The organism is Kushneria sp. Sum13, from assembly GCF_052692355.1.
Genome location: NZ_CP199847.1, coordinates 81894 through 105087, shown reverse-complemented (window position 1 = coordinate 105087; position 23194 = coordinate 81894). Strand labels below are relative to the sequence as shown.

Here is a 23194-nt window from a genome sequence, read left to right as displayed (position 1 = left end):
GGTCGGGACAATGGTGGCCAAAACAGCCGTACTCAGGCCGGCAGCGCCAGCCCCAACAGCCGCTCGGGCGTGGCGGCGTCGCGATCGACGATGTCGACCAGCGCGCCGTTTCGCATCACCGCGATGCGATCACAGATCGCGCTGACCTCGGTCAGATCGCTTGAAATGACCACCACGGCCTTGCCCTGGTCGGCCAGGTCATACAGCAGGTTGTAGATGTCGCGCCGCGCCCCGACATCGATGCCGCGGGTCGGCTCATCCATCACAAACAGCTCGATCTGCTCGGACAGCCAGCGCGCCAGGATGACCTTTTGCTGATTGCCACCGGACAGCGTGCTAATGCGGGTACGCGGCCCCGGCGTTCGAATGCGCAGCTTTTCGATGTAGTCGCGGGTGTTTTCAAGCTCGCGTTTGGGGTGGCGCCAAAGCCCCATGCGCTTGAAAAAGCGCCGGCAGCTGATATTGAGGTTGTCGGTGACACTGGCCACCGGAAAGATGCCCTGCGACTTGCGATCCTCCGGACACATGGCAATACCGGCCCGAATCGCATCGCCCGGCGAATTGAAGCGCCCGGTACGACCATTGAAGTGGATTTCACCGCCCCTGGGCCGCTCGACGCCGCAGATCAGCCGCATCAGCTCACTGCGCCCGGCACCGACCAGACCGAAGAATCCGAAGACCTCGCCGCGACGAACCTCAAAGCTCACCGGCGCCTTCAGCCCGTGCCCTTCCAGGGCATCCACCTTCAGGATGACCTCGCCGGTGTCGCGTGCGCGATAGCCGTAGACGTCCTCGATATCGCGCCCGACCATCTCGCTGACCAGCTGGTCCTGGGTGAGGCCTTCCATGGTGTCGTGGGTACAGATATGACGCCCGTCACGAAAGACCGTCACGGCGTCGCACATCTCAAAGACTTCTTCCATGCGGTGGGTCACGTAAAGCACCACCCGGCCCTCATCGCGCAGACGCTTGACGATACGCTTGAGCTGGCGCGTCTCCTGTACCGACAGCGAACTGGTCGGTTCGTCAAAGGCAATGATGCGGGCATCGCGCAGCAGCGCCCGACCGATCTCGATCATTTGCTGCTGGCCGATCGAGAGATCGCGCACCTTCGTGGCCGGGTGGACGCTGCCCTCGCCCAGCTCCTCGAGAATGCCGAGCGCCCGCTCACGAAGGCGCTTGCGATCGACGATGCCGTAGTGCTGGGGCAATTGCCCCAGCAGCAGGTTTTCCGCTACGGACAGGTTGGGGGAGAGCGTCAGCTCCTGATAGATGATCGCAATGCCCAGGCGCAGTGCCTCGCGGGCATTGGAAAACACATGGCGCTCACCGCCGACCATCAGCGCGCCATCGGTGACGCGATTCACACCGCTCAACACCTTGAGCAGGGTCGACTTGCCGGCGCCGTTTTCACCCATCAGGGCATGTACTTCGCCGGCGCGCGCACTGAAGTTCACCCCGTCGAGCGCCCGAACGCCCGGAAACTCGACGGTGACGTTTTCCACACGCAGCCAGGGATCAACCTGGCTTGTGCCGGGTATTGCCGTGGCGGTGGCCGAACTCACAGCTGCAGTTCCTTGCGGACTTCCTTCCAGTTGTCGCGCGTCATCAGGGTGCCGGTGGTTTCGGTATTGGCCGGCGGCTGCTTGTCTTCAGCAATCCACTGATAAAGGTTCTCGGCGCTCTGGCGACCGTGCATGGTCGAGCTGACCGCGACGGTGCCGTAGAAGCCGGTAGGTTTTTCACGCGAGAACTCGGCAAAGGCCGCACCCGAACCATTGATACCCACACCGATGACATCGTCCGGCGACAGGCCATACTGCTCGCTGGCCCGTACGCCGCCCAGCACGCTTTCCTCGTTGAGGGCGTAGATCACCCAGTGGTCAAACTTGCCGTACTTGGAAAACATCGGAGAAGCCGCCGAGAAGGCGCTGGTGGTATCGGTGTTCTGCTGCGGTGCATCGATCACGTTGGCCTTGTCAAAACCGGCATCGAGCAGCGCCTGGGTGGCACCATCGGTGCGTTCACGAGCGGTGGGCAGCTCGTTGTTGGAGATGCGCAGCGCGCCGGTGTCGGCCATGTCCCAGCCGCGACGCTTCATCTCTTCGGCAATGGCGTTACCGACCTGCTCCCCGATCTTGTAACCCGACATGCCCAAGTGGGGCACATCCGCCATGGGTTTGCCGTCACCGCCCACAAACTGATCGTCCACGGTCACGACCTTCATGTCGTACTGCTTTGCCCGGTTGGCGATCGCCATGCCAAGACGCACATCCGGTGGACAGATCACAAAGCCCTGCGCACCCTGGGCGTGAAGGTTATCGATGGCGCTGAGCACCTGCTGACCGTCTTCACCGGCCAGACGTACCACGCTGAAGCCCTGCTCCTGTCCCAGCTCGCTGGCCGCGCGCTGTTCATTGATAAACCAGGCCTGCTCGGGCTTTTTGACGATAAAGCCGATCTTGACGTTGTCATCGCTGGCATGCGCCATGCCCAGTGGCACCAGGGCAATGAGCGTGGTGGCAAGGACACGGGTAAAGGCAGGTAGCAGGGACATCACAGACTCCGGGCCCTTCAGGGGGCAGTTTGTTATTCATGGGTGATCAAGGCCGACAGGTCGTGCCATTGACACACTAAAGCCAACATACGGCGCGACTTAAGCGACGACTAATGCGTCAAGTAACCTGAAGTGATATCCAAAAGGCTATCGGTATCAGGTCGATCCAGCAAACATGGCCTCTGTCGTCATGGCGCCTGATGAAGGCGCTGAGACTAAAGTTACGCCCTGTTGCCAAACCATCCTCAAGACGGCACACCACGGCACGGCCGGCCACGTGACAGCGGCGTCAGGACTGACAAAATCGCCCGGCACAATCGTGCCGGGCGACAGGGGTATGCAGCACTCAAGGCCGGCTGATGGCATTACTCATAGGCCATGTCTTCGAGCTCGCGGCCACGGGTCTCCTTGACCATTTTGAAGACGAAAAACACCGAAATCAGGGCAAAGAAGGCATAGATGCCGTAGGCCCCGCCCAGGCCGATACCGGCCAGCATGATCGGGAAGGTCATGGTGATACCGAAATTGGCCAGCCACTGGAACAGTCCCGACACGGCAAGCCCCGAGCCGCGCATCTGGTTGGGGAACATCTCCCCGAGCATGACCCACATGACCGGGCCCCAGGAGGCGTTGAAGAACATGACGTAAATGTTGGCCGCCAGCAGCGCCACGATGCCCATGCTGTCGGAGAGACGTAGAGCACCATCGACGATGGCAGCGGTGGAGAAGGCATACGCGAGAATACCGAGCGTGATCGTCATGCCGACCGAGCCGATCCACAGGATCGGCTTGCGCCCCACCTTGTCGACCACGGCAATGGTGACCAGACAGGCCGCAATACTGACTGCCCCGCTGATAATGTTGATCAACAGCGCATCGCTTTCGGTAAAGCCAACCGACTGCCAAAGTACCGCACCGTAATAGAACACCACGTTGATACCGACCAGCTGCTGAAATACGGCCAGACCGATACCGACCCAGACAATGCGATGAACACGCCCGGTCGTTGCGTTGAGCAGATCAGACAGGCCGGGAGTGCGCTCGCGATGCAGCGAAGTGCGAATGTCGCCCGCCTTCTGCTCTGCCTCGCGGCTGCCCATCAGGGTCTTGAGCACCTTGAGGGCCTTTTTGCTTTCGCCCTTGCTGATCAGAAAGCGCGGGCTTTCCGGAATGCCCAGAAGCGCCAGAAAGAAAATGACTGCCGGGACCAGCTCCATCCAGAACATCCAGCGCCAGGCTTCAAAGCCGCCCCAGAATTCGGCGGTCGAGGCGCCAGCCACTCGCGCCAGCAGGTAGTTGCTGACAAAGGCCATGAAAAGCCCCGTGATGATGGCGATCTGCTGGATGGTCGCCAGTCGTCCACGAATGGCGGCCGGTGCCACCTCACTGATGTAGGCCGGCGTCATGACGCTGGCCGCCCCGACCGCGATACCGCCCAGGATGCGGTAGATGACAAACTCGAAGGACCCATCGGCCACGCCGGAGCCCCAGGCACTGACAATGAAAAAAAGCGCCGCGACGATCAACAGCATCCGGCGCCCGAAGCGGTCCGCCAGCCGCCCGGCAAAAAAGGCGCCGGCGGCACAGCCCAGCAGCATCGAGGCCACATTAAAGCCGGTGCCGGCGGCCTCGGAATTGAAGGCCGTCTGCAGACCATCAACGGTGCCGTTGATGACCCCGCTGTCAAAACCGAACAGAAAGCCGCCCAGTGCGGCGACACAGCAGATCACGAACACATAAAACTGTTGCTTGCGGCCGTCCTCGGCCTGAACCGACGTGTCTGATGGCATGGCGGTATCTCCTTGAATGTTGTTGTCTCGAACCGATTGTTATTAAACGTTTGTGTTATGGCAGGTCCGTCGTCATGACGCCGTGTCTGCAACAGCGCATTCATGGCACACGAGTGCCGCGGCCTTACAGCCAGCCGGCATCGACCCAGTAGTTGTGTGCCGTACAGCCCCCTGCCGCATCGGAGGCAAGAAAGAGCACCATGGCTGCGACGTGATGCGGGTGAAGACGCACCTTGAGCTTCTGTTCGCTCACGATCCGGGCCTCATCCTCGGGGGAGTGCCAGCGCGACTGGCGCGGGGTTTTGATGTTGCCGGGGATGACGCAGTTGACCCGAATGCCGTCAGCGCCCAGCTCGCTGGCCAGCGCCCGGGTCAGACCCTCGATGGCGGCCTTGGCGGTTTCGTAGAGCACCATGCCGGGCTCGCCCAGATGCCAGCTGATCGAGCCCATGTTGATGATCGAACCATGGCCCTGCGCGCGCATGCCGACGGCAACGTCGCGGGCGGCCAGCGCCTGATGGCGTACATTGATCGCCATGCGATCGTCCCAGTACTCGGGCGTCACCTCTTCAAGCGTATGGCGATCGTCGTTGGCGGCGTTATTGACCAGCACATCCACCGTGCCGATATCAGCAAGCACCTGTTCAAGCGCACGCGGGTCGGTCAGGTCGCAGTGATGAAAGTGCACGTGCTCGCCCAGGGATTCGGCAAGCGGTGCGGCCTCATCGATGATGTCGAGAAAATGTACTTCGGCGCCCTGTTCGGCGAAGGCGCGCACAATGCCCTCCCCAATGCCGGAACCGCCACCGGTCACGACCACGCGACGGCCTTTCAGATCGGGATACATCGGGTGTGTCATGACATCGCTTCCATAAGGACTTATTTAATTAAGACTTCTTACCAGGCAGTGTCCTCCTGCGCACAGGGCACAGCCATTGGACATAGGTCGACGCGCGACCTTGGTCCAGGAGTGCCTTGTCAGGGGCCGGGGCGCAGCCAATGATAGGAGATGACGACAGGCGGTCGATGCTTCCTGCCGGTTGATGGCCCTTGATGCTTTATTCCCTTTCGCTACCGGTGCCCGTTGCCATGACCCGCTTGCCAGACTCACGCCCTGCCGGCGATCTTAACTCCCTGAAGCAGCGCAATCGGCTGGCCATTCTTGATGCCCTCAGGCGCAGCCCAAACATGACGCGCACCGAACTGGCACGCCTGACAGGCCTGACCAAGGTCACCGTGGGCAGCGCCGTGATGCCCCTGCTGGAGAGTGGCTGGCTCGAGGAAGGATCGCTTCAGCGCCGACGGGGCGGCCGACCGGGACGTGAACTGTTTCTCGGTGAACACCGCCATCTGCTGCTCGGGGCCGAGGTCGGCGTCCACGAACTCCGGGTGCTGGCCTGTACGCTGTCCGGAGCAACGCTGGCGCAGCGCTGCATACCGCTGTCAAAAACCACGCCGGAAGAGGCCGCCCGCCAGCTGGCCCAGGAAATCACGACCCTGCTTGAAAGCGAAGCGCTCGGTGAGCGTCGGCTGCTGGGTGTGGGCGTGGCCCTGCCAGGCCCGGTCATGCCGAATGAACCGCTGCTCGGGCTTGCGCCCAATCTGGGCTGGCATCAGGTCAGATTTCTCGATCTATTGACGCGCTATCTGCCAGCGCTGCCGGGCCTCAAGCTGATGGACAACGAGTCCTCGCTGGCCGCCTTCGGCGAGCTTTACTTCGCCACCCACGACGCGCCGGAATCGCTGCTGTTTGTCAGCGCCGATACCGGTATTGGCAGTGGTCTGGTAGAAAATGGTGCCCCGCCCCGCATTATCCGCGGGATTCATGGTCTGGCCGGTGAAATCGGTCATACCCTGCTCGACCCGGAGGGCACGCTGTGCCACTGCGGCAACCATGGCTGCGCCGAGACGCTGGTCAGCGGCTGGCGCCTGCGCCAGCAGCTCGGCATCAACGATGACGATGATCTGATCACGGCCGTGGCGGCCCTGCCCGAGGCCCAGACTGCTCCGGTGCTTGAGCGCGCCGGTCGCGCGCTGGGCATGTTGCTGCACAACCTGCACCACACGCTCAACCCCGCCGAGATCGCGATCGGCGGCACGCTCACCGCCCTTGGCCCGGCGTTCATGGGCCCGGCGCTCGACTGCTTTGCCAGCACCCAGCGTCGACTGCTACCGGAGGCCACCCTGATCACCCCCCGCGTGCTGACGCAGGGTCATCTGATGCCGGCCCGTGGCGCGGCAGCACTGATCATGGCCAGTGCTCTGGCCGTCCTTGAGGAACCGCTTTAACCCGGTCCTGTGCCCTGCACTTCAGACATTAAAAAAACCGCCCGACCCTTGCGGGCCGAACGGTCGATGGCATGACGAAGGGCTTACCGGTTGATCAGTGACGCCGGCTTGCCGCTGCCGTCCTGAGGCGCGCTGCTGTCACCCTGCTCACCCAGCGCAATCCAGGTATTGATCACGGTATCCGGGTTGAGCGACAGACTGTCGATGCCTTCACTCATCAGCCAGGCGGCGAAGTCCGGGTGGTCCGACGGGCCCTGCCCGCAGATGCCCACATACTTGTTCTGACGCTTGGCGGCGCGAATGGCCATCGACAGCAATGCCAAAACTGCCTCGTTGCGCTCATCAAACTGCTCCGAGACCGTACCGGAGTCGCGGTCCAGCCCCAGCGTGAGCTGGGTCATGTCGTTGGAACCGATCGAGAAGCCATCGAAGTACTCGAGGAACTGATCGGCCAGCAGCGCATTGGAGGGCAGCTCGCACATCATGATGACCTTGAGGCCGTTTTCACCGCGCTTGAGCCCGTGGGTTTCCAGCGTCTCGATCACGGCGCTGGCGTCCTTGAGCGTGCGCACGAACGGAATCATGATCTCGACGTTTTCAAGACCCATGACATCGCGCACCCGCTTGACGGCCTGGCACTCGAGCGCAAAGCAGTCGCGGAAGTCCGGCGACACGTAGCGACCAGCGCCGCGGAAGCCCAGCATCGGGTTTTCCTCATGCGGCTCGTACTGCTCACCGCCCACCAGGTTGGCGTATTCGTTGGTCTTGAAGTCCGACAGGCGCACAATCACCCGCTTGGGCCAGAATGCGGCGGCCAGCGTGGCCATCCCTTCGGTCAGACGGGCCACGTAGAACTCGACCGGGTCAGAGTAGCCGGCGATGCGGCTTTTGATCTCGGCCTGCAGCGCCGGGGTCTGGCGATCAAATTCCAGCAGGGCGCGCGGGTGAATCCCGATCATGCGGTTGATGATGAACTCGAGACGCGCCAGACCCACGCCCTCGTTGGGCAGCGTGGCAAAGTCAAAGGCACGGTCGGGGTTACCGACGTTCATCATCAGCTTGAGCGGCAGTTCCGGCAGGTCATCAATGGCGGCGCTCTTGATTTCAAATTCCAGCTCCCCGTCATAGATGTAGCCGGTATCGCCCTCGGCGCAGGAGACGGTGACATGCGAGGTCGAAATCAGACGCTCGGTGGCATCGCCACAGCCGACCACGGCCGGAATACCCAGCTCGCGAGCGATGATCGCTGCGTGGCAGGTCCGTCCGCCGCGATTGGTCACGATCGCCGCGGCACGCTTCATGATCGGTTCCCAGTCCGGGTCGGTCATGTCGGTGACCAGCACATCGCCGGGCGAGACTTCATGCATCTGGCTGATGTCGGAGATGATCTTGACGGGGCCGGCACCGATACGCTGACCGATGGCACGGCCTTCGGCAATCACCGGGCCGCGCGACTTGAGGTGGTAGCGCTCCATGACCTGCTTGCGCGAACGCACGGTTTCCGGACGCGCCTGCACGATCAAAAGCTCGCCGGTATGACCGTCCTTGGCCCACTCGATGTCCATCGGGCGGCCGTAGTGTTCCTCGATCAGCATGGCCTGACGGGCCAGTGCCTCGATCTCGTCATCGCTCAGACAGAAACGATCCTGGTCTGCGGCGTCGACCGGCTCGATGCGCACCTGCTTGCCATGGGCGCGATCGTCGGCATACACCATGCGCTCGGCCTTGGTCCCCATGCTGCGGCGCACGACCGAAGGACGGTTGGCGGCAAGGCCGGGCTTGTGAACGTAGTATTCATCCGGGTTGACGGCGCCCTGCACCACCATCTCGCCCAGTCCCCAGGCCGCGGTGATGAACACGACCTGATCAAAGCCGGATTCGGTGTCGATGGTGAACATGACGCCCGAGGTGGCCAGATCCGAGCGCACCATGCGCTGCACGCCGGCAGACAGGGCCACGCCCTTGTGGTCGTAGCCCTGGTGAACGCGGTAGGAGATCGCACGGTCGTTGAACAGCGACGCAAACACGTGGTGGATCGCTTCGCGTACGGCGTCCAGCCCCTGCACATTGAGGAACGTTTCCTGCTGACCGGCAAAGGAGGCGTCCGGCATGTCCTCGGCAGTGGCCGATGAGCGGACCGCAAAGGAGGCGTTCGGGTTGTCGCCGGCCAGCTGCTGGTAGGCGCTGGCGATGGCGTCATCGAGCTCGGCGGTAAAGGGGGTGTCGATCACCCACTGACGAATGCGCGTACCGGCAGCGGACAGCGCTTGGGTATCGTCGATGTCGGTCTCATCGAGCAGGGCATGAATGCGGGCATCCAGACCGCTCTGTTCCAGAAAGCGTCGCCATGCATCGGCGGTGGTCGCAAAGCCATTGGGGACCTGAACGCCCAGACTGCTCAGATGACTGATCATCTCGCCCAGTGAGGCATTCTTGCCACCGACACGATCCACATCGTTCATGCCCACCTGGTCGTACCAGAGCACATCCAGCTCGGCGCTGTTGGGGCGATTGTCGTCTGTCACCTTGCGATCACTCATTTTCGTCTCTCCCGGCAATCCTTTAGCCGCCAATGCTCGAAGCTATCGGCGGTGCCCTACCCAAAAGTCAACAACGTAAAAAAACGCCGCTCAGGGCGTGTCAGACCATCGCACGACCGAATAAAAACGACGTTTTTCAGATTCTTCTGTCACATGACAGCCGAGCAGAGCGTAATCATTTTTTTCGGCCTGCCATAGCCTTTATGACATGTTTTAAGACCAGGGGCATTTTGAAAGACTACTACACGTCGTTAGCTTAAAGTCTTAACATCGGCATTAAAAGCGCTGAAAATAAAGGAAAAATAAGAAAAAATAGCGACACAAAAAACCACTACACGCTTTGTAGTGCGTGCGCAAATTTGACAAATAAGGTCGCAATGGCATTGCACCATTTTGACCGTTGCCGTGGTTTAATGTTTGATAAATCGCGTTTTTTTATGTCGGGAAGAGAGGCTCTTATGCCAAAAACAGTGTTTTATATTTCCGATGGCACCGCCATTACCATGGAGGTGCTGGGCCACGCCGTTCTCTCCCAGTTTGATACGGAATTTACCCAGCGTACCTGGCCCTTTGTCGACACCCGGGAACGCGCCAACGAGATCCGTGAGCGCATCGACCGAATCTTTGCCGATACCGGCGAGCGACCCATCGTCTTTTACTCGATTGTCAGCGATGAAATCCGCCAGATCATTCTGTCGAGCCACGGCTTTTGTCACGACGTGATTGAATCGGTAATCGCCCCGCTCAGCGAAGAGCTCAACATGGCGCCGCATCCGACGCTGCACCGCACCCACGGGCTCAACCAGCGCAACGTGGCACGCTATGACGAGCGCATTGCAGCGATTGATTACGCCCTGGCCCATGATGATGGCCTGTCACTGCGCCATCTCGAGCAGGCACAGGTCATCCTGATCGGCGTGTCGCGCTGCGGCAAAACGCCCACGAGCCTTTATCTGGCCATGCAGTTTGGTCTGCGAGTCGCCAACTATCCCTTCATTGCCGATGACATGGATCGTCTGGCGCTGCCGCCGGCGCTGCGCGAGCAGCGCGGCAAGCTGTTCGGATTGACCATCAACGCCGACCGGCTTGCCGCCATTCGCAACGAGCGGCGCACCGCCAGCACCTATGCCTCTCTCAGGCAGTGTCGGCTGGAGCTTTCCGAGGTCGAGGCGCTCTATCGTCGCCTGCGCATTCCCTACCTGGACACCACCAACTACTCGGTCGAAGAGATCGCCACTCGGCTGATGGACACCCTCGGCATCGACCGGCGCATTTTCTAAAGGCGCCACTCATGAGAAGCCGGCCAGTGCCGGCCCATGACCCAAAAGTGCTACAAAGCCCGGTTCAGAGCAGCGCGACCGCCTCGACCTCAACTGCGAAACCAAAGTGCAGCTGGGCCACGCCGGCGACCGCGCGCGCCGGGCGATGCGCTCCGAGCCACTCGGCATAAAGCTCGTTGAACGCCGGCCAGTGGTTGATATCGGTGACGTAAATGCGCACCTGCATCAGGTTTTTTCTATCCACACCTGCACAGGCCAGGCAGGCATCGACATTGGCCAGCACCTGGCGGGCCTGATCCTCGAAGGAGGCGTCATTGAGCTGCGACCCATCCGGGCGGATCGGGAGCTGACCGGAGATGAAGACCTGGCCGGCGCCCATGCAGACATGGGAGTAATGTCCGCCGGGACGGGAAATTTCCAAGCTGTTCTCACAGCAAAGTTCGGGAGGGTGAACGGCTTGATTCATGATGAGCGGTCCTTTCCTTTATCGATAAACATGTCCTTAGGGGTCCTTTCTCAAGGGACAAGAGCGCTCCTGACCGTCGATCAGGAAGGATCGAAGCCCTGCGGGTCGGGAGGGAAATGAGCGGCCCGGAGGCGGGCCGCTCACGGCATTAAGAGGTCAAAAGACTGGCAAATCTCGCCATGTCGACGTTGCCACCGCTGACGATGACGCCGACACGCTTGCCCTTGAGCTCGTCTTTCATCTGCCGCGCGGCGGCAAGGCCAAGGCAGCCGGTCGGTTCGACCACCAGCTTCATGCGCTCGGCCATAAACGACATGCACTCGACAAGCTCGGCGTCCGTGGCGGTGAGGATGTCATCGACATCGCGCTGGATGATCGGAAAGGTGATCTGGCCCAGATGCTGGGTCTGTGCGCCATCGGCAATGGTCCTGGGTGTCTCGATATGAACGATCTGACCACTGCGAAACGATTGCTGCCCATCGTTGCCCGCCTCGGGCTCGACACCATAGATTCTGCAGTCCGGTGACAGCGCCCTGGTGGCCAGCGCAGAGCCTGCCAGCAGGCCACCGCCGCCCAGACAAACAAACAGCGCATCCAGCTCGCCAACTTCCTCAAACAGCTCTTTGGCGGCCGTGCCCTGCCCCGCCAGAACATCGGGGTGATCATAGGGCGGGATCAGCGTCAGGCCCTGCTGCTCGGCCAGGTCGCGACCAATCTGCTCCCGGTCTTCGGTATAGCGGTCATACATCACCACGTGCCCGCCGTAGCCTTTGGTGGCGTCGACCTTGGCCTTCGGGGCATCCTGGGGCATGACGATGGTGGCCGGGATTCCCAGAATCCTGGCGGAAAGGGCAATGGCCTGGGCGTGATTGCCGGAAGAGAACGCCACCACGCCGGCACGCTTTTGCTCGGGACTGAATTTTGAGAGCGCATTGAAGGCGCCCCGGAACTTGAAGGCGCCCATGCGCTGAAAGTTTTCGCATTTGAAAAACACCTGCGCGCCCATGACGTCATCCAGGGTACGCGACGTCATCACCGGGGTTCTGCGTGCGTGGCCCTCGAGTCGCCTTGATGCAGCGAGAACATCGTCAAAGGTGGGAAGATGGTTCATGAGACTCCTCTCTCGGCCTGTCAGCCGTTCCACACGGGTTGATATCCGCGCCGGGCGCGGCTTTTGTTTGCAAAAGCGCCATTGTTTGCAACAGCACAGTGTCTCTACCGCATCTGAATCCGGATACCGCCGCTATTTCGCATAGCCGTAGACCGAGGCCCGGGAAACGCCCAGGTGAGCGGCGACAATTTCCATCGCCCGACGCAACTCCAGCAGTCCCGCGGCCTTGAGCTCCTTGACCAGCGTACGGCGATCTTCTGCCTTGAGCGCGCGGGGCGTGGTGGCCAGGCGCGCTGCAAACTGATTGATCCGGTCGCGGATGGCATCTGCCCCCATGGGATCAAACGTCTCTTTCGCGGGCGCCGTCATCTGAATATCCACGAACTGGTTCAGCATGCCCTGAAAGCCCTGGAACACGCTGAGATCGATGTTCATGCACAGCGCGGCGATGTATTGCCCGTCGGCATCCTTGATGCCGATCGAGGTGCTCTTGACCTGACGACCATCCGAGAAGCTGTTGGGATAGTTGGCAATGACCTGCTCGACACTGGCGTCCTGAATACGGGCCAGGCCCAGCTCGGTGGCCGGATGACCGGCCTCCCGACCGGACAGATTGTTATGGATCGCAAGCACCGCATGAGAGGGATTGAGCAGGTCATGCACTACCACCTCACAAAACGGCGCGAAGGTCTGGGCGATGCCGTCCGCGACCTGCTGAAGCTGTTCAAGCAGCAACTGCTGCTCCGGAGTGCGTTGTATCATGTTGAGCGCTCGCTGCCTTGGATTTTTTGACATTTTGTTCATTGTTTTACAAAGTGTCAATATACGGTCTTCTACGTCTTTAGATCGAGAGCCCCATGACCACGATCCAGAACCTTGAAACCCCTGCTGCGCTGATCGATGTCGAACGCATGCAGGGGCGAATGGACGCGCTTGGGGTGCGCTTTCGCCCTCACGTCAAGACCACCAAGTGTCCCGCCGTGGCCCAGGCGCAAATGGCGGCCGGAGCGCAGGGCATCACCGTCTCGACGCTCAAGGAGGCCGAGCAGTTTTTCGAGGCCGGCATGACCGACATCCTGTATGCCGTGGGCATGGTGCCGAGCAAGCTTTCTCAGGCGCTGGCACTGCGTCAGCAGGGCTGCGACCTGAAGCTCATCGTGGACAGTGCCGAGGCGGCCCACGCCATCGGTGACTTCGGCAAGGCGCATGACGCCGCCCTTGAGGTCTGGATCGAGATCGATTCGGATGGCCATCGCTCGGGCGTCAAACCCGAGGACGCTGCCCTGCTGGAGATTGCGCGAGCCCTGCAGGAGAGCGGCATGCGTTTCGGTGGCGTCATGACCCATGCAGGCTCCAGCTACGATTACAGTACCCCTGAAGACCTGCTGAGCATCGCCGAACAGGAGCGTGCCGGGGCCGTGCGAGCAGCAGACAGACTTCGGGACGCCGGTTTTGCATGCCCCGTGGTCAGCGTGGGCTCGACGCCTACCGCCCTGAGCGCCGGGCACCTCGAGGGGGTGACGGAAGTCCGCGCCGGCGTTTACGTGCTGTTCGATCTGGTCATGCACAATGTGGGCGTCTGTACGCTTGATGACATCGCACTGAGCGTGCTCACCACCGTCATCGGCCATCAGGAAGAAAAGGGGTGGGCCATTGTTGATGCCGGCTGGATGGCCATGAGCCGCGACCGCGGCACGCAGAAGCAGTCACACGACTTTGGTTTCGGCCAGGCCTGCACTGAAGACGGCACCGTACTGTCAGGCTATATCCTCAGCGGTGCCAATCAGGAGCACGGCATCCTGTCGTATACCCGCGACGTCGATCACGACATCAAACAACGTTTCCCCATCGGCACGCGCCTGCGTATTCTGCCCAACCACGCCTGTGCCACCGGTGCCCAGCATCCGCAATACGGCGCCCTGCGCCCTGACGGTGGCATCGAGCTCTGGCCCCGCTTTTACGGCTGGTAATCTTTTATGGCTAGCAATCAGGGAGCAGCCCTCATGACACACCCTTCATCGACAGGATCACGCCGCCTCGTGGTGCTTGGCACCGGCGGCACCATTGCCGGCTCTTCCCCACAGGCCGGTGCCAACCTTGGCTACACCGCAGGCACGGTGTCCGTGGAGGCTCTGCTGGGGGGCTTTACCGCGCCGGAAGGCTTTGCCCTGCACGCCGAGCAGATCGCTCAGCTCGACAGCAAGGACATGGACACCGCGACCTGGCAGGCGCTGCATGAGCGCTGCGAGCACTGGCTGGCCCACGATGACGTCGCAGGCGTGGTCATCACGCACGGCACCGACACCATTGAGGAGACGGCGTTTTTTCTGCACTCGGTGCTCTCTTCTCCCAAACCCGTCGTGCTGGCCTGCGCCATGCGCCCGTCGACCGCGCTGATGCCGGATGGCCCACAGAATCTGCGCGACGCGCTGGCCGTGGCGGCAACGGTTGATGCGGCAGGGGTAACGGTGGTTTGTGCCGGTGACATTCACGACGCGGTAGCGGTGCGAAAGACACACCCCTATCGCCTTAACGCGTTTGGCTCCGGTGATACCGGCCCGGTGGGCTACATGGAAGAAGGACAGCCACGGCTGCTGCGTCCCTGGCCGCGCCGGCCCTCGAGCGAGCCGGTGACGGTGCCGGGTGCCGGGCACTGGCCTCGTGTGGAAATCGTGCTCAGTCATGCCGGTGCCAGCGGCACGCTGATCGATACCCTCGTGCGTGAGCGACAGAACGGTGTCTGTGGGGCAGTGGCCGGTATCGTGCTGGGCGCCACGGGCAATGCCAGCCTTCATCGTGACCTTGAGCAGGCGGCACTTCGGGCACAGGCTGTCGGGATCGAGGTGAGGGTGGCCGCGCGCTGTAACGAGGGGCGGCTGCTGCCCACCCCTGATGCCAGCTTCCCGATCATGGCGGATCTCTCGCCGGTGAAGGCCAGAATCGCGCTGATGCTGGCGCTGTATCGCGGCTGATACCAAGAGGCGCCGTTGACTGCAACGGCGCTTTTTGAGCGTTAACCGGGCATTGACCCTTGATCAGCCGCTGACAGCATTGAAGGCAAAATCGACCGGCACCGGCGAGTTGACCGTGTGGATCGGGCCTTCCAGCGTTCCGTTTTGCGGGTGAATGTTGAACACCTTGATGGTGTCGCTGTTCTGGTTGCCGACATAGAGAAAACGCCCCGATGGGTCCAGATTCATGCCACGCGGGATCTCGCCGCCGCTGGACACCCAGCCGGTATTGATCAGCCGGCCACTGTCCTCGTCCACCCGAAACATGGCAATGCTGTTCATGCCGCGATTGGTGGCGTAGAGGAAACCGCCCTGCGGATGGATTCGAAGCTCGGCGGTGGTATTGCTGCCCGTGGGCACCTCACCCGGGTTATCGGGGTTGAACACCGGCCGGCCGAATTCGCTGTCCGCCGGCAGGGTCGACAGCGACTGGGTCTGGATGAAACTGCCGCGCTCAGGGTAGAAATCAAAAACATCCACCGTGGAAGACAGCTCGTTGAGCACGTAGGCATAGGGTTTTTGCGGATGAAAGACCATATGCCGACAGCCGCTGCCCGAGGCCACGTTGGCATAGGGCACCGGCCCCGGCGAGAGCCTGCCGCTGTCCATGTCGAGCTCGAACGCCAGCAGCCGATCCGCCCCCAGATCGATGCCAAAGACGTGATGGCCACCCGGTCCCGTGATCATCATGTGGGCATGCGCCCCTTCCTGACGCACACCATCCGGGCCCAGCCCATTGGGCGGTGACTCGACCAGATCGCTCATCTCCCTGATCTCGCCGTTATCCCCCAGCGGGAAGACCGAAAAACTGCCGGTGCCGTAGTTGGCGGCAAACAGATAGCGGCCGGAGGGATGTACCGAGCAGTAGCAGGTCCAGCTGCCCTGCGTGGGTCGGGTATTGATAAAGGCAAGCTCTCCACTGGCAGGATCAATGCGATAGGCACTGACCCGCCCCTGCGGTTTACCGGCGGCATCCGGCCCGAGCTCGTTGACGCTGTAGAGATAGCGACGATCCGGCGAGACGGCCAGAAAGGAAGGATTTTCGGCGTCCATGACCTGCACCTGAGTGAGTAAACCCTGCGCCGGGTCCATGCGAAACACATAAATCCCCCGGGCCTGGCTGGGCGCCACACCGCCCGGCGCCGTATTGGGACCGGTATAGGTGCCGACATAGACGTATTGCGCGCCACTGACGCCACCGCCATTGGAAGCGGCCATCGCACTACCGGCCGAAAACAGCGGGTAAAACGCCACGGCACCAGCGGCTGCTCCCATGCCCTTGAGAAGCCGGCGACGCATCTCGTCGGTCAATACGCTGTCTACACCCTCTGATTGCCCATTCATGTCGCGCCCTCTGCAGAAGAAAGAAGGCCTCAAGCATTGGCGTTCCCGCTTGAACCGACAATCCAGACCTTGGTGGCGCCTCAAACATTGGCAGGGGCCTCGATATTCTGGGCAGGCAATATTGTTCAATACCCGATCGCGCGTTGATGCCATCTTCATGCATCAACGACCCGGGAGTGTCTGTCTTGTCTTCTACCCTGTTGCTCTCCATGGCCGCCTTTGCGCTGGCCGCCTCGCTGACGCCGGGGCCTGTCAATATCATGGCGCTGAGCGCTGGACTCAATCACGGTTTCAGACAAAGCCTGCGCCATGTCACGGGAGCGAGCATCGGCTTTACCCTGCTGCTGGTGCTGGTCGGGCTGGGGCTGCAGTCGCTGTTTCAACAGGTACCGCTGACCGGGGTAATACTGCGCTGGGTGGGCGTGGCCTTCCTGCTCTACATGGCCACGATGTTGATCATGTCGACCGGCCGGGAAGTGGCCACCGTGCCCACGACAGCCCCTTCATTCTGGCACGGCGCGCTGATGCAGTGGCTCAATCCCAAGGCGTGGGTGGCGTCTGCCGCGGCCGTCAGTGCCTATACCCGGGATGGCTTTGGCATCGCGGTGCTGGCCATCCTCTTTTTTATCCTGTGCTATGTCAGCATCACGACCTGGGCGGCCATGGGAAGCTGGCTGGGGACACGGCTGACCCGGCCGCACCACCTGAGAAGGCTCAATCGGATAATGGCAGCGCTGCTGATGGCCAGCGCACTGGCCATGGGGCTGATGTCGTCTGGCGGTACTGCTGTGGGGTTGCCGCCGTCAGCCGCTTGAAGGTGCGCTGGAAGTGCGCCTGGTCGGCAAAGCGACAGCTCAGCGCGGTCTCGGCGATATCTGCACCGCGCTTGAGCGCATGCTGGCCACAGCGGATGCGGCAATCGATCAAAAAGGCATGGGGCGTGATGCCGTAGTCACGGCGAAAGCCTCGAATCAGGGTAAATCGCGAACATCCGACGGCGCAGGCCACCTGCTCAAGACTCAGCGGCGACAGACAGTGCTGGCGAATAAACGCTGCTGCACGAGCAGCGACTTCGCCTTCACCCGTTCTGCTTTGAGGTGACGTTCCCAGCACCTTGAGCGCCTGATCGATCACGCCCTCAATCTCTTTGGCATGTGGCAGATGGCCTGACTCGAACAGACTTGCAGCCAGTGCGGAAAGCGCCTGATAGAGCCCCGGGTTGCGACTGACGCGCCGAGCCAGCGGACAAAAGCGCCCTTGAGCATCCGACTGACGCTGTGCCATCCACTGTGGGTCGATGTAGAGCATGAGGTAGGACCAGGGCGTGTCATCGCCCGGATTACAGGCATGAACCTCGCCCGGATTCATGGCCACCACGCTTCCGCGCGAGACCGGCACGACATGCTCACGCCCCTCATGGCAGTACTCGTAGTGACTCTCCCCACCCAGCACGGCCCCCAGTGACAGAGTGTCATGACTGTGGCGCGCATAGTGCACCGCCCGTGCATCACGGGTCAGACGCGCCTCCAGCCAGGGCAGGTTCGGATGGCGCCAGAACTGCATGTCATGCGATGCGCGTGCCATTGCCCTCTCACACTCGTGGCGCAAACACTCGTTATACCCGAATATCTTCCGGCCCACGTATCTCGGCCTCGATGCGCACGCCGATGTCACGCGCTTTATCAGAGAAGTCGTCGGGGCCAGTCAGGTCACCAGTATCCAGCCGGGGCGCTTCATGAGAACCGGACATGAGGTGCTCACGCAGTGCCTGCGCCGGCATCGGTCGACCGAAGAGATAACCCTGCCCGAAGTGACAGCCCTGCTGCGCCAGATGTTCGGCCAGACGCTCATCCTCGATGCCCTCGGCCACAACCCCCATGCCCAGTGACCGACCCATGGCAATGATCATGCGTACCAGACTGTCCTGGCGGATTTCTTCGGCATTGAAAAAGGAGCGATCAATCTTGATCTTGTCGACGTCCAGCCGGGCCAGATGATAAAGCCCCGAATAGCCGGTGCCAAAATCATCCAGCGACACGCGCACGCCCATATCGTGCAGCCGGGTCAGATTCTCCTGAACAATGTCCAGCCGCTCGATCAGCACGTTTTCGGTAATTTCGACCTCAAGACGATCAGCCGGAAACGCGTGCGCTTTCAGCAGTGTCGCCATCTGCATGACAAACGCCTCGTCTTCAAGATATGAGGCGGTGATGTTGACGGCCAGAAAGCATTCGCCGGGCCACTGCCGGGCATCATGCATTGCCCGGGCCAGCAGGTGTCGGGTCATTTCCGGCATCAGCCCCAGGGTTTCGATCAGCGGAATGAACTCATCAGGCGGCACCAGCCCGCGCTCGGGATGCTGCCAGCGCGCCAGCATCTCGACCCCTGCCGTCTTGCGGTTGGAAAGGGCAACCACCGGCTGATAAAAGGGCACGATCTCGCCGGCATCGAGCGCCTGGCGCAGGCGCTGGGCACGATGGGCATCTGCCTGCTGCGCGTCGGGCAGGCAGTTTTCCTGCACCCGGATGTTCTCGCCGCAACGTTTGGCCTGATGCATGGCGTCATAGGCCGCGGCAAGCAGTTGATCGGCCGAGGTGGCATGGAGCGGCGCGATGGCAATGCCGATGGTGGCCTCCAGCGACACGCGCCGGCTGCCGCAGACCAGCGGCTGGCGTATCTGGCGCCGTAGCGCCTGGGCCTGGTCGAAAAGATCATGCCGGCTCAGCGCGCCGGTCAGGGCCACCACGAACTCGTCACCTCCCAACCGCCCCAGCAGCGGGTCGCCGACGGTCTGGACCTGGTTCAGCCGGCCGGCAATGCGGCGCAGGGCGTAGTCTCCGGCCGTACTGCCATGGGCATCATTGACTTTCTGAAAGGCGTCTAGATCGATCACCAGCAGCGCGGTCTGCTCCAGCAGCGGGCTGAGCCGGGCATGCAGGCGGGTCATGAAGTGGGGTCGATTCATGAGATCGGTCAGGGCGTCGTGTCGGGCCAGATGGTGGCTGCGCGCCCGGGCCGCCAGCAGCTGTCGATAGCGGTGACGCAGCCGCCAGATCAACCGCAGGGACAACATCCACGGCACGACCATGGCAATGGCGGCAAACCCGGTGCAGGTCAGGATAAAGCGCCAGCGCGAGACATTATCGAGATCCGGCGGTTCACCCCAGCCCAGCAGCCGAAAGGCCGATGCCTCCAGCCAGAATTCCCAAGCCACGGCGATCAAAAGGAGGATCACAAGCGTGGCGGCAAAGAGCACAAGCCCCTGGCGCAGGAGATAACCCTTGGTTCGCATGAGAAGAAGTACCAGAGCGGCGGCCGCTGACTGACAGCGACTATTTAAGGAATATCTAATTCCGGAACAGGCATATCGGCCGCCACTCTAATCCTCTGAACTCCGCGTTCATACCTTCCAATCACAGGGCGTGCAAAAGAGGCTGTCGTCACCGCCAGCTGACCAGAGCCAGACAAACCTTCGGCAGCGCCCGACCTGCCGTAACATTCAGGCGCTCGAGCGCCGGTTGATCTGACCGCGCATGCGCTCGCGCAGGGAAGGTGCCGCCAGTCGATGAAGGTCATGAGGTGTGCAGCGCAGCACGCGGCCGTGCATTCTGACCAAGCAGTCATTGCCCTCGATGCAGACCGGATGAATATCGCGCTGTACCAGCCGTTCCATTTCCCGTGATGTCAGACCCAGCATGAGCGTTACTCCGTGACCGTGGATGGCCTTCGTCAGACGCAGCATGGCGAGCACGGATGTCATCCCGATGACAAGGAGATAACAGTGTCATGACTCTGGTCACTATCTCATGTCTTTTATCGCCGTCTCATGACTTCGAGCGTCGACAGCGTTCGGAGCAGTAGATCACGCTGTCCCAGTTGCGCGCCCACTTCTTGCGCCAGGTAAACGGGCGGCCACACACCGGGCAGGTTTTGGTGGGTAAATCAGACTTCTTTTGCATCAGTTGACCGGTGTCGTTACTGCGTTTGACGCGGGCGTACCGATCCAGCTCGACAATCCAAGCGTTTGAGGGATTTCCTCACGGAGCAGGTGCGTCAGCGACAGCGCGCTGGCCGAGCGGCAGCCGCCGTCGTGCAAAAGCGTCGCCTGGCGCCCGTCACGCCCGGTCCAGGTCAAGGTGTAATGCGACATGTCCGTGATCCGTGGGCCGCAGTCAGGCGTGTCACGCTGCTGTGCCATCACCGGCTGCCAAGGGGCCAGCGTGCGTTGAAGACGGGTGAACGCCTGCTCCCCGTTTTGCCGCGCCTGCTTGCCGTAGACCTGCGTATGCTGCTGGCCAATAAACGTGGTGGTGCCATCGGCGCGAACGTCGACGGAATAGACCGGGCAGAAGCCGTGGCAGGGGCCGACCTCGTAGTGAATGCTGGCCAGATCACCGGCGACCGGCGCCGCACGGTCATCCCGCCCCGAGGCTGACGTCTGATCACCGCTCCCCGCGCAGCCCGCCAGCAGTACAGTGCCCGCCAACACACCGGATACAAGAAACGCTTTCATGGAGGACTCCCTGAAGGTGATGTCATGGCAGCACGGATCACACGAGGCGGCCTGCTTCAAGCGTAGACCGTGGCGCCCGGGCAGAGTCTGGCGTGTGATGTTCAGCCCTTGCCTGGCGGATGGAGGTTTTCCCCCCAGCGCGGCATGCCGTCGATATCAATATCAAACAGATCGAGGGCGCGCGCCACACTGTGATCGACCATCTCCTCAAGCGTGGCCGGCCGGGCGTAGAAGGCCGGCACCGGCGGGAACATGATGGCGCCCATCTCGGTCAGGGCGGTCATGGTGCGCAGATGGCCCAGGTGCAGCGGCGTTTCCCGCAGCATCAGCACCAGCCGGCGACGCTCCTTGAGCACCACATCGGCGGCACGTGAAATCAGGTTGGTGGTGGTGCCGGTGGCGATCTCCGACATGGTCTTGATCGAGCAGGGGGCGACCAGCATGCCCAGCGTGCGAAAGGAGCCCGAGGCCAGTGAGGCACCAATATCGCCCACCGGATGGACCTCATCGGCCAGCGCAAAAAGGTCTTCGCGACTGATGCCGGTTTCGTAGCGTCGGGTCAGTTCGGCGGACTTGGACACCACCAGGTGAGTCTCGATCTCCAGCGGCCTGAGCAGTTCCAGGGCGCGGGCGCCGTAGACAAAGCCGGTGGCACCGGTAATGGCAATGATCAGACGGCGGGGGGTCATCAGGGCTCCCTGGGTTGATGAAAGAGCGTCGTGAAAGAACACGTCAGCGCCCATTGTAGCCGGGCATGGCCTCATTCACATCGATATAGCCGGTGGTCGCGCGACAGCTCAAACACCGCCAGGTCCTCGGCCAGCATCAGGGTGCCGCCAAAATGCGCGCGCGCCTCGGCGTCGATGTCACTGATGGAAGGCGTAGCCCCCGGGTGACTCACGTAGCGCGGGCTGAAATGCGTGAGCACCAGCGCGGCAAGGCCGGCCTGCTCGGCAAACCTCGCAATGCGGGCGGCGCTGCTGTGGCCGTTGTCAGTGCCCCGCTGCTCGATCACCGTCTCGGTATAGGTCGCTTCATGCACCAGCACGTCCGCGCCCTGACAGAGGCCGGCAAGAAGCGATGGAGTATCGTTGTCGCCGGCCACCACCAGCCGCCGTGGGGTACGCGCGGGCAAGCGGTAGTCGGCGCCGCTCAGCTGCCGGCCCTGTTTATCAATGACCGTCTCGCCACGCTGAAGCTGCCCCCACAGTGGCCCGGGCGCCACACCGTCTGCCCTGAGCCGATCAACGTCCAGCGAGGCCTCGACATGGCGCTCTTCAAGGGCGTAGGCATAGCACTCGACGCCGTGAGAAAGCCGCGCCGTCCGCACGGTGATGTCGGAAAGCGTGAGAGGGTTGTCTACAAGCGTTGCCGCATCGACATGGATCAGGTCGAATCCGAGGTGCAGGCCGGTAGTCGCCGTCACCGCCTCGAGATAGTCCCGCACGGCCTGCGGCCCCACAATGATCAGTGCCGTTTGACGTCCGGCCATCGAGGCACTGGCCAAAAGCCCCGGCAGACCGTAGCAGTGATCGCCGTGGATATGGGTGATGAAGACGGCCTCAAGGCGCGCCACGCTCAGGGGCGTGCGCATCAGCTGGTGCTGGGTCCCTTCCCCGCAGTCGATGAGTGTCCAGCGCCGCTGACCCTCAGCCGTGAGCGCCAGCGCGCTGACGTTGCGGGTTCTGGTGGGGACACCGGCCGAGGTGCCCAGAAAGCGCAGCTGCATAATGAGGCCTTATGATATTGAATGAGACAGGGTGATGATCATCACGGCGAACGCTATGCTGGACAACATCCATGCCAACGCCTGACCAGGGAGAATCTCATGAAACAGTGGATCATGCCGGCCCTGCTGGCCGCCGTCCTGACCGGGGCCGGAGCCACGGCACAGGCCGGTGATATCAACCCGGCCGCCAACCCGCTGCTGGCCGACAAGTGGCAGTCACGCCCGCTGGTCGTGGTGACCCCGAGCGCCGACAATCCGGATTACGAACGCATGCGCGGCATTGTCGAGACGCAGCGAGACGCCTTTAATGATCGCGACATGGTGCTCTATACCGTAGAGGGCGGCAGTGGCATGAAGGCCGACCAGGCTCTGACCGAGGCCGAAACCGATGCCCTGCTCGCCTCGCTGGGGCTGAATGCCCAGGGGCCGCTGACCACAGTGCTCGTCGGCAAGGACGGCGGTAAAAAGGTCCAGCAGGAGGGTTTTGTCGACCCGCGCCAGCTGTTCGATACGATCGATAACATGCCCATGCGCCGCGCGCGGCAGTAAGCGGCCGTCAATCAG

At 61.9% G+C, this 23194-nt stretch carries 22 protein-coding genes; 6 read left to right on the top strand and 16 right to left on the bottom strand.

Annotation, left to right across the window (positions count from 1 at the left end):
• Positions 1–32: 32 nt before the first annotated feature.
• The 4 genes from araG to ACUN8C_RS00470 all read right to left on the bottom strand — a co-directional run bounded on the left by araG (position 33) and on the right by ACUN8C_RS00470 (position 5206).
• Entirely contained in the window at positions 33–1565 is a 1533-nt protein-coding gene (gene araG, locus ACUN8C_RS00485; RefSeq protein ID WP_445620432.1) for an L-arabinose ABC transporter ATP-binding protein AraG, read from the bottom strand.
• Complete coding sequence (locus ACUN8C_RS00480; RefSeq protein WP_445620431.1) at positions 1562–2557, bottom strand: arabinose ABC transporter substrate-binding protein; 996 nt, start codon at positions 2555–2557, stop codon at positions 1562–1564. Before ACUN8C_RS00480 ends, araG begins: the two co-directional genes overlap by 4 nt.
• 365 nt (positions 2558–2922) lie before the next feature.
• The gene (locus tag ACUN8C_RS00475; RefSeq protein WP_445620430.1) at positions 2923–4347 is read right to left on the bottom strand and encodes a sugar porter family MFS transporter; all 1425 of its coding nucleotides are present in this window, start codon (positions 4345–4347) and stop codon (positions 2923–2925) included.
• Between the two features lie 124 nt (positions 4348–4471).
• Positions 4472–5206: an SDR family NAD(P)-dependent oxidoreductase gene (locus ACUN8C_RS00470; RefSeq protein WP_445620429.1), complete on the bottom strand. Its 735-nt coding sequence runs from the start codon at positions 5204–5206 to the stop codon at positions 4472–4474.
• Positions 5207–5436: 230 nt separating this feature from the next.
• On the opposite strand from ACUN8C_RS00470, the gene ACUN8C_RS00465 reads away from it, so the two are divergent.
• Positions 5437–6636 carry an ROK family transcriptional regulator gene (locus ACUN8C_RS00465; RefSeq protein WP_445620428.1) on the top strand — a complete coding sequence of 400 codons (1200 nt, stop codon included), beginning with the start codon at positions 5437–5439 and terminating at the stop codon, positions 6634–6636.
• 83 nt (positions 6637–6719) lie between these two features.
• On the opposite strand, the gene ppsA is transcribed toward ACUN8C_RS00465, so the two are convergent.
• Positions 6720–9176 carry a phosphoenolpyruvate synthase gene (gene ppsA / locus ACUN8C_RS00460; protein ID WP_445620427.1) on the bottom strand — a complete coding sequence of 819 codons (2457 nt, stop codon included), beginning with the start codon at positions 9174–9176 and terminating at the stop codon, positions 6720–6722.
• Between the two features lie 458 nt (positions 9177–9634).
• On the opposite strand from ppsA, the gene ppsR reads away from it, so the two are divergent.
• Positions 9635–10456: a posphoenolpyruvate synthetase regulatory kinase/phosphorylase PpsR gene (gene ppsR, locus ACUN8C_RS00455; RefSeq protein WP_445620426.1), complete on the top strand. Its 822-nt coding sequence runs from the start codon at positions 9635–9637 to the stop codon at positions 10454–10456.
• Between the two features lie 64 nt (positions 10457–10520).
• On the opposite strand, the gene ACUN8C_RS00450 is transcribed toward ppsR, so the two are convergent.
• The 3 genes from ACUN8C_RS00450 to ACUN8C_RS00440 all read right to left on the bottom strand — a co-directional run bounded on the left by ACUN8C_RS00450 (position 10521) and on the right by ACUN8C_RS00440 (position 12795).
• Positions 10521–10877: a RidA family protein gene (locus ACUN8C_RS00450; RefSeq protein WP_445620425.1), complete on the bottom strand. Its 357-nt coding sequence runs from the start codon at positions 10875–10877 to the stop codon at positions 10521–10523.
• Positions 10878–11070: 193 nt separating this feature from the next.
• Complete coding sequence (locus tag ACUN8C_RS00445) at positions 11071–12033, bottom strand: threo-3-hydroxy-L-aspartate ammonia-lyase (protein WP_445620424.1); 963 nt, start codon at positions 12031–12033, stop codon at positions 11071–11073.
• A 132-nt stretch (positions 12034–12165) separates the two neighbouring features.
• Positions 12166–12795 carry a helix-turn-helix transcriptional regulator gene (locus ACUN8C_RS00440; protein WP_445620423.1) on the bottom strand — a complete coding sequence of 210 codons (630 nt, stop codon included), beginning with the start codon at positions 12793–12795 and terminating at the stop codon, positions 12166–12168.
• A gap of 95 nt (positions 12796–12890) precedes the next feature.
• Here ACUN8C_RS00440 and ACUN8C_RS00435 point away from each other — a divergent pair, with 95 nt between their 5' ends.
• Together ACUN8C_RS00435 and ACUN8C_RS00430 are read left to right on the top strand one after the other, a co-directional pair.
• Positions 12891–14003: a DSD1 family PLP-dependent enzyme gene (locus ACUN8C_RS00435; protein ID WP_445620422.1), complete on the top strand. Its 1113-nt coding sequence runs from the start codon at positions 12891–12893 to the stop codon at positions 14001–14003.
• A 33-nt stretch (positions 14004–14036) separates the two neighbouring features.
• Positions 14037–15005: an asparaginase gene (locus ACUN8C_RS00430; RefSeq protein ID WP_445620421.1), complete on the top strand. Its 969-nt coding sequence runs from the start codon at positions 14037–14039 to the stop codon at positions 15003–15005.
• A 63-nt stretch (positions 15006–15068) separates the two neighbouring features.
• On the opposite strand, the gene ACUN8C_RS00425 is transcribed toward ACUN8C_RS00430, so the two are convergent.
• On the bottom strand, positions 15069–16388 hold the full coding sequence (locus tag ACUN8C_RS00425) for a lactonase family protein (protein ID WP_445620420.1): 1320 nt from the start codon (positions 16386–16388) through the stop codon (positions 15069–15071).
• Positions 16389–16564: 176 nt separating this feature from the next.
• On the opposite strand from ACUN8C_RS00425, the gene ACUN8C_RS00420 reads away from it, so the two are divergent.
• Positions 16565–17203 carry a LysE family translocator gene (locus tag ACUN8C_RS00420; protein WP_445621884.1) on the top strand — a complete coding sequence of 213 codons (639 nt, stop codon included), beginning with the start codon at positions 16565–16567 and terminating at the stop codon, positions 17201–17203.
• On the opposite strand, the gene ACUN8C_RS00415 is transcribed toward ACUN8C_RS00420, so the two are convergent.
• The 7 genes from ACUN8C_RS00415 to ACUN8C_RS00385 all read right to left on the bottom strand — a co-directional run bounded on the left by ACUN8C_RS00415 (position 17103) and on the right by ACUN8C_RS00385 (position 22630).
• Positions 17103–17972: an AraC family transcriptional regulator gene (locus ACUN8C_RS00415; protein WP_445620419.1), complete on the bottom strand. Its 870-nt coding sequence runs from the start codon at positions 17970–17972 to the stop codon at positions 17103–17105. The two genes, ACUN8C_RS00420 and ACUN8C_RS00415, sit on opposite strands and share 101 nt — an antisense overlap.
• A gap of 31 nt (positions 17973–18003) precedes the next feature.
• Positions 18004–19680 carry a putative bifunctional diguanylate cyclase/phosphodiesterase gene (locus ACUN8C_RS00410; protein WP_445620418.1) on the bottom strand — a complete coding sequence of 559 codons (1677 nt, stop codon included), beginning with the start codon at positions 19678–19680 and terminating at the stop codon, positions 18004–18006.
• A gap of 207 nt (positions 19681–19887) precedes the next feature.
• A complete protein-coding gene (locus ACUN8C_RS00405) occupies positions 19888–20139 on the bottom strand; it encodes a hypothetical protein (RefSeq protein ID WP_445620417.1) in 252 nt (83 codons plus the stop codon).
• A gap of 73 nt (positions 20140–20212) precedes the next feature.
• Positions 20213–20347 carry a DUF2256 domain-containing protein gene (locus ACUN8C_RS00400; RefSeq protein ID WP_108841129.1) on the bottom strand — a complete coding sequence of 45 codons (135 nt, stop codon included), beginning with the start codon at positions 20345–20347 and terminating at the stop codon, positions 20213–20215.
• Entirely contained in the window at positions 20347–20901 is a 555-nt protein-coding gene (locus tag ACUN8C_RS00395) for a DUF6438 domain-containing protein (protein WP_445620416.1), read from the bottom strand. The genes ACUN8C_RS00400 and ACUN8C_RS00395 overlap by 1 nt, the downstream gene beginning before the upstream one ends.
• A gap of 101 nt (positions 20902–21002) precedes the next feature.
• Positions 21003–21590: a UbiX family flavin prenyltransferase gene (locus ACUN8C_RS00390; RefSeq protein WP_445620415.1), complete on the bottom strand. Its 588-nt coding sequence runs from the start codon at positions 21588–21590 to the stop codon at positions 21003–21005.
• A 71-nt stretch (positions 21591–21661) separates the two neighbouring features.
• Complete coding sequence (locus ACUN8C_RS00385) at positions 21662–22630, bottom strand: ribonuclease Z (RefSeq protein WP_445620414.1); 969 nt, start codon at positions 22628–22630, stop codon at positions 21662–21664.
• A 99-nt stretch (positions 22631–22729) separates the two neighbouring features.
• Between ACUN8C_RS00385 and ACUN8C_RS00380 the strand changes: the two genes are divergently transcribed.
• Complete coding sequence (locus ACUN8C_RS00380) at positions 22730–23179, top strand: DUF4174 domain-containing protein (RefSeq protein ID WP_445620413.1); 450 nt, start codon at positions 22730–22732, stop codon at positions 23177–23179.
• Positions 23180–23194: the final 15 nt, after the last annotated feature.

Bases quoted from the DNA above. Each gene is read 5' to 3' on its own strand.
- ACUN8C_RS00475 (WP_445620430.1), bottom strand. From the start codon at position 4,347: ATGCCATCAGACACGTCGGTTCAGGCCGAGGACGGCCGCAAGCAACAG.
- ppsR (WP_445620426.1), top strand. From the start codon at position 9,635: ATGCCAAAAACAGTGTTTTATATTTCCGATGGCACCGCCATTACCATG.
- ACUN8C_RS00430 (WP_445620421.1), top strand. From the start codon at position 14,037: ATGACACACCCTTCATCGACAGGATCACGCCGCCTCGTGGTGCTTGGC.
- ACUN8C_RS00410 (WP_445620418.1), bottom strand. From the start codon at position 19,680: ATGCGAACCAAGGGTTATCTCCTGCGCCAGGGGCTTGTGCTCTTTGCC.
- ACUN8C_RS00435 (WP_445620422.1), top strand. From the start codon at position 12,891: ATGACCACGATCCAGAACCTTGAAACCCCTGCTGCGCTGATCGATGTC.
- ACUN8C_RS00400 (WP_108841129.1), bottom strand. From the start codon at position 20,347: ATGCAAAAGAAGTCTGATTTACCCACCAAAACCTGCCCGGTGTGTGGC.
- ACUN8C_RS00415 (WP_445620419.1), bottom strand. From the start codon at position 17,972: ATGGCACGCGCATCGCATGACATGCAGTTCTGGCGCCATCCGAACCTG.
- ACUN8C_RS00395 (WP_445620416.1), bottom strand. From the start codon at position 20,901: ATGAAAGCGTTTCTTGTATCCGGTGTGTTGGCGGGCACTGTACTGCTG.
- ACUN8C_RS00480 (WP_445620431.1), bottom strand. From the start codon at position 2,557: ATGTCCCTGCTACCTGCCTTTACCCGTGTCCTTGCCACCACGCTCATT.
- ACUN8C_RS00380 (WP_445620413.1), top strand. From the start codon at position 22,730: ATGAAACAGTGGATCATGCCGGCCCTGCTGGCCGCCGTCCTGACCGGG.
- ACUN8C_RS00385 (WP_445620414.1), bottom strand. From the start codon at position 22,630: ATGCAGCTGCGCTTTCTGGGCACCTCGGCCGGTGTCCCCACCAGAACC.
- ACUN8C_RS00440 (WP_445620423.1), bottom strand. From the start codon at position 12,795: ATGATACAACGCACTCCGGAGCAGCAGTTGCTGCTTGAACAGCTTCAG.
- ACUN8C_RS00470 (WP_445620429.1), bottom strand. From the start codon at position 5,206: ATGACACACCCGATGTATCCCGATCTGAAAGGCCGTCGCGTGGTCGTG.
- ACUN8C_RS00465 (WP_445620428.1), top strand. From the start codon at position 5,437: ATGACCCGCTTGCCAGACTCACGCCCTGCCGGCGATCTTAACTCCCTG.
- ACUN8C_RS00390 (WP_445620415.1), bottom strand. From the start codon at position 21,590: ATGACCCCCCGCCGTCTGATCATTGCCATTACCGGTGCCACCGGCTTT.
- ACUN8C_RS00445 (WP_445620424.1), bottom strand. From the start codon at position 12,033: ATGAACCATCTTCCCACCTTTGACGATGTTCTCGCTGCATCAAGGCGA.
- ACUN8C_RS00425 (WP_445620420.1), bottom strand. From the start codon at position 16,388: ATGAATGGGCAATCAGAGGGTGTAGACAGCGTATTGACCGACGAGATG.
- ppsA (WP_445620427.1), bottom strand. From the start codon at position 9,176: ATGAGTGATCGCAAGGTGACAGACGACAATCGCCCCAACAGCGCCGAG.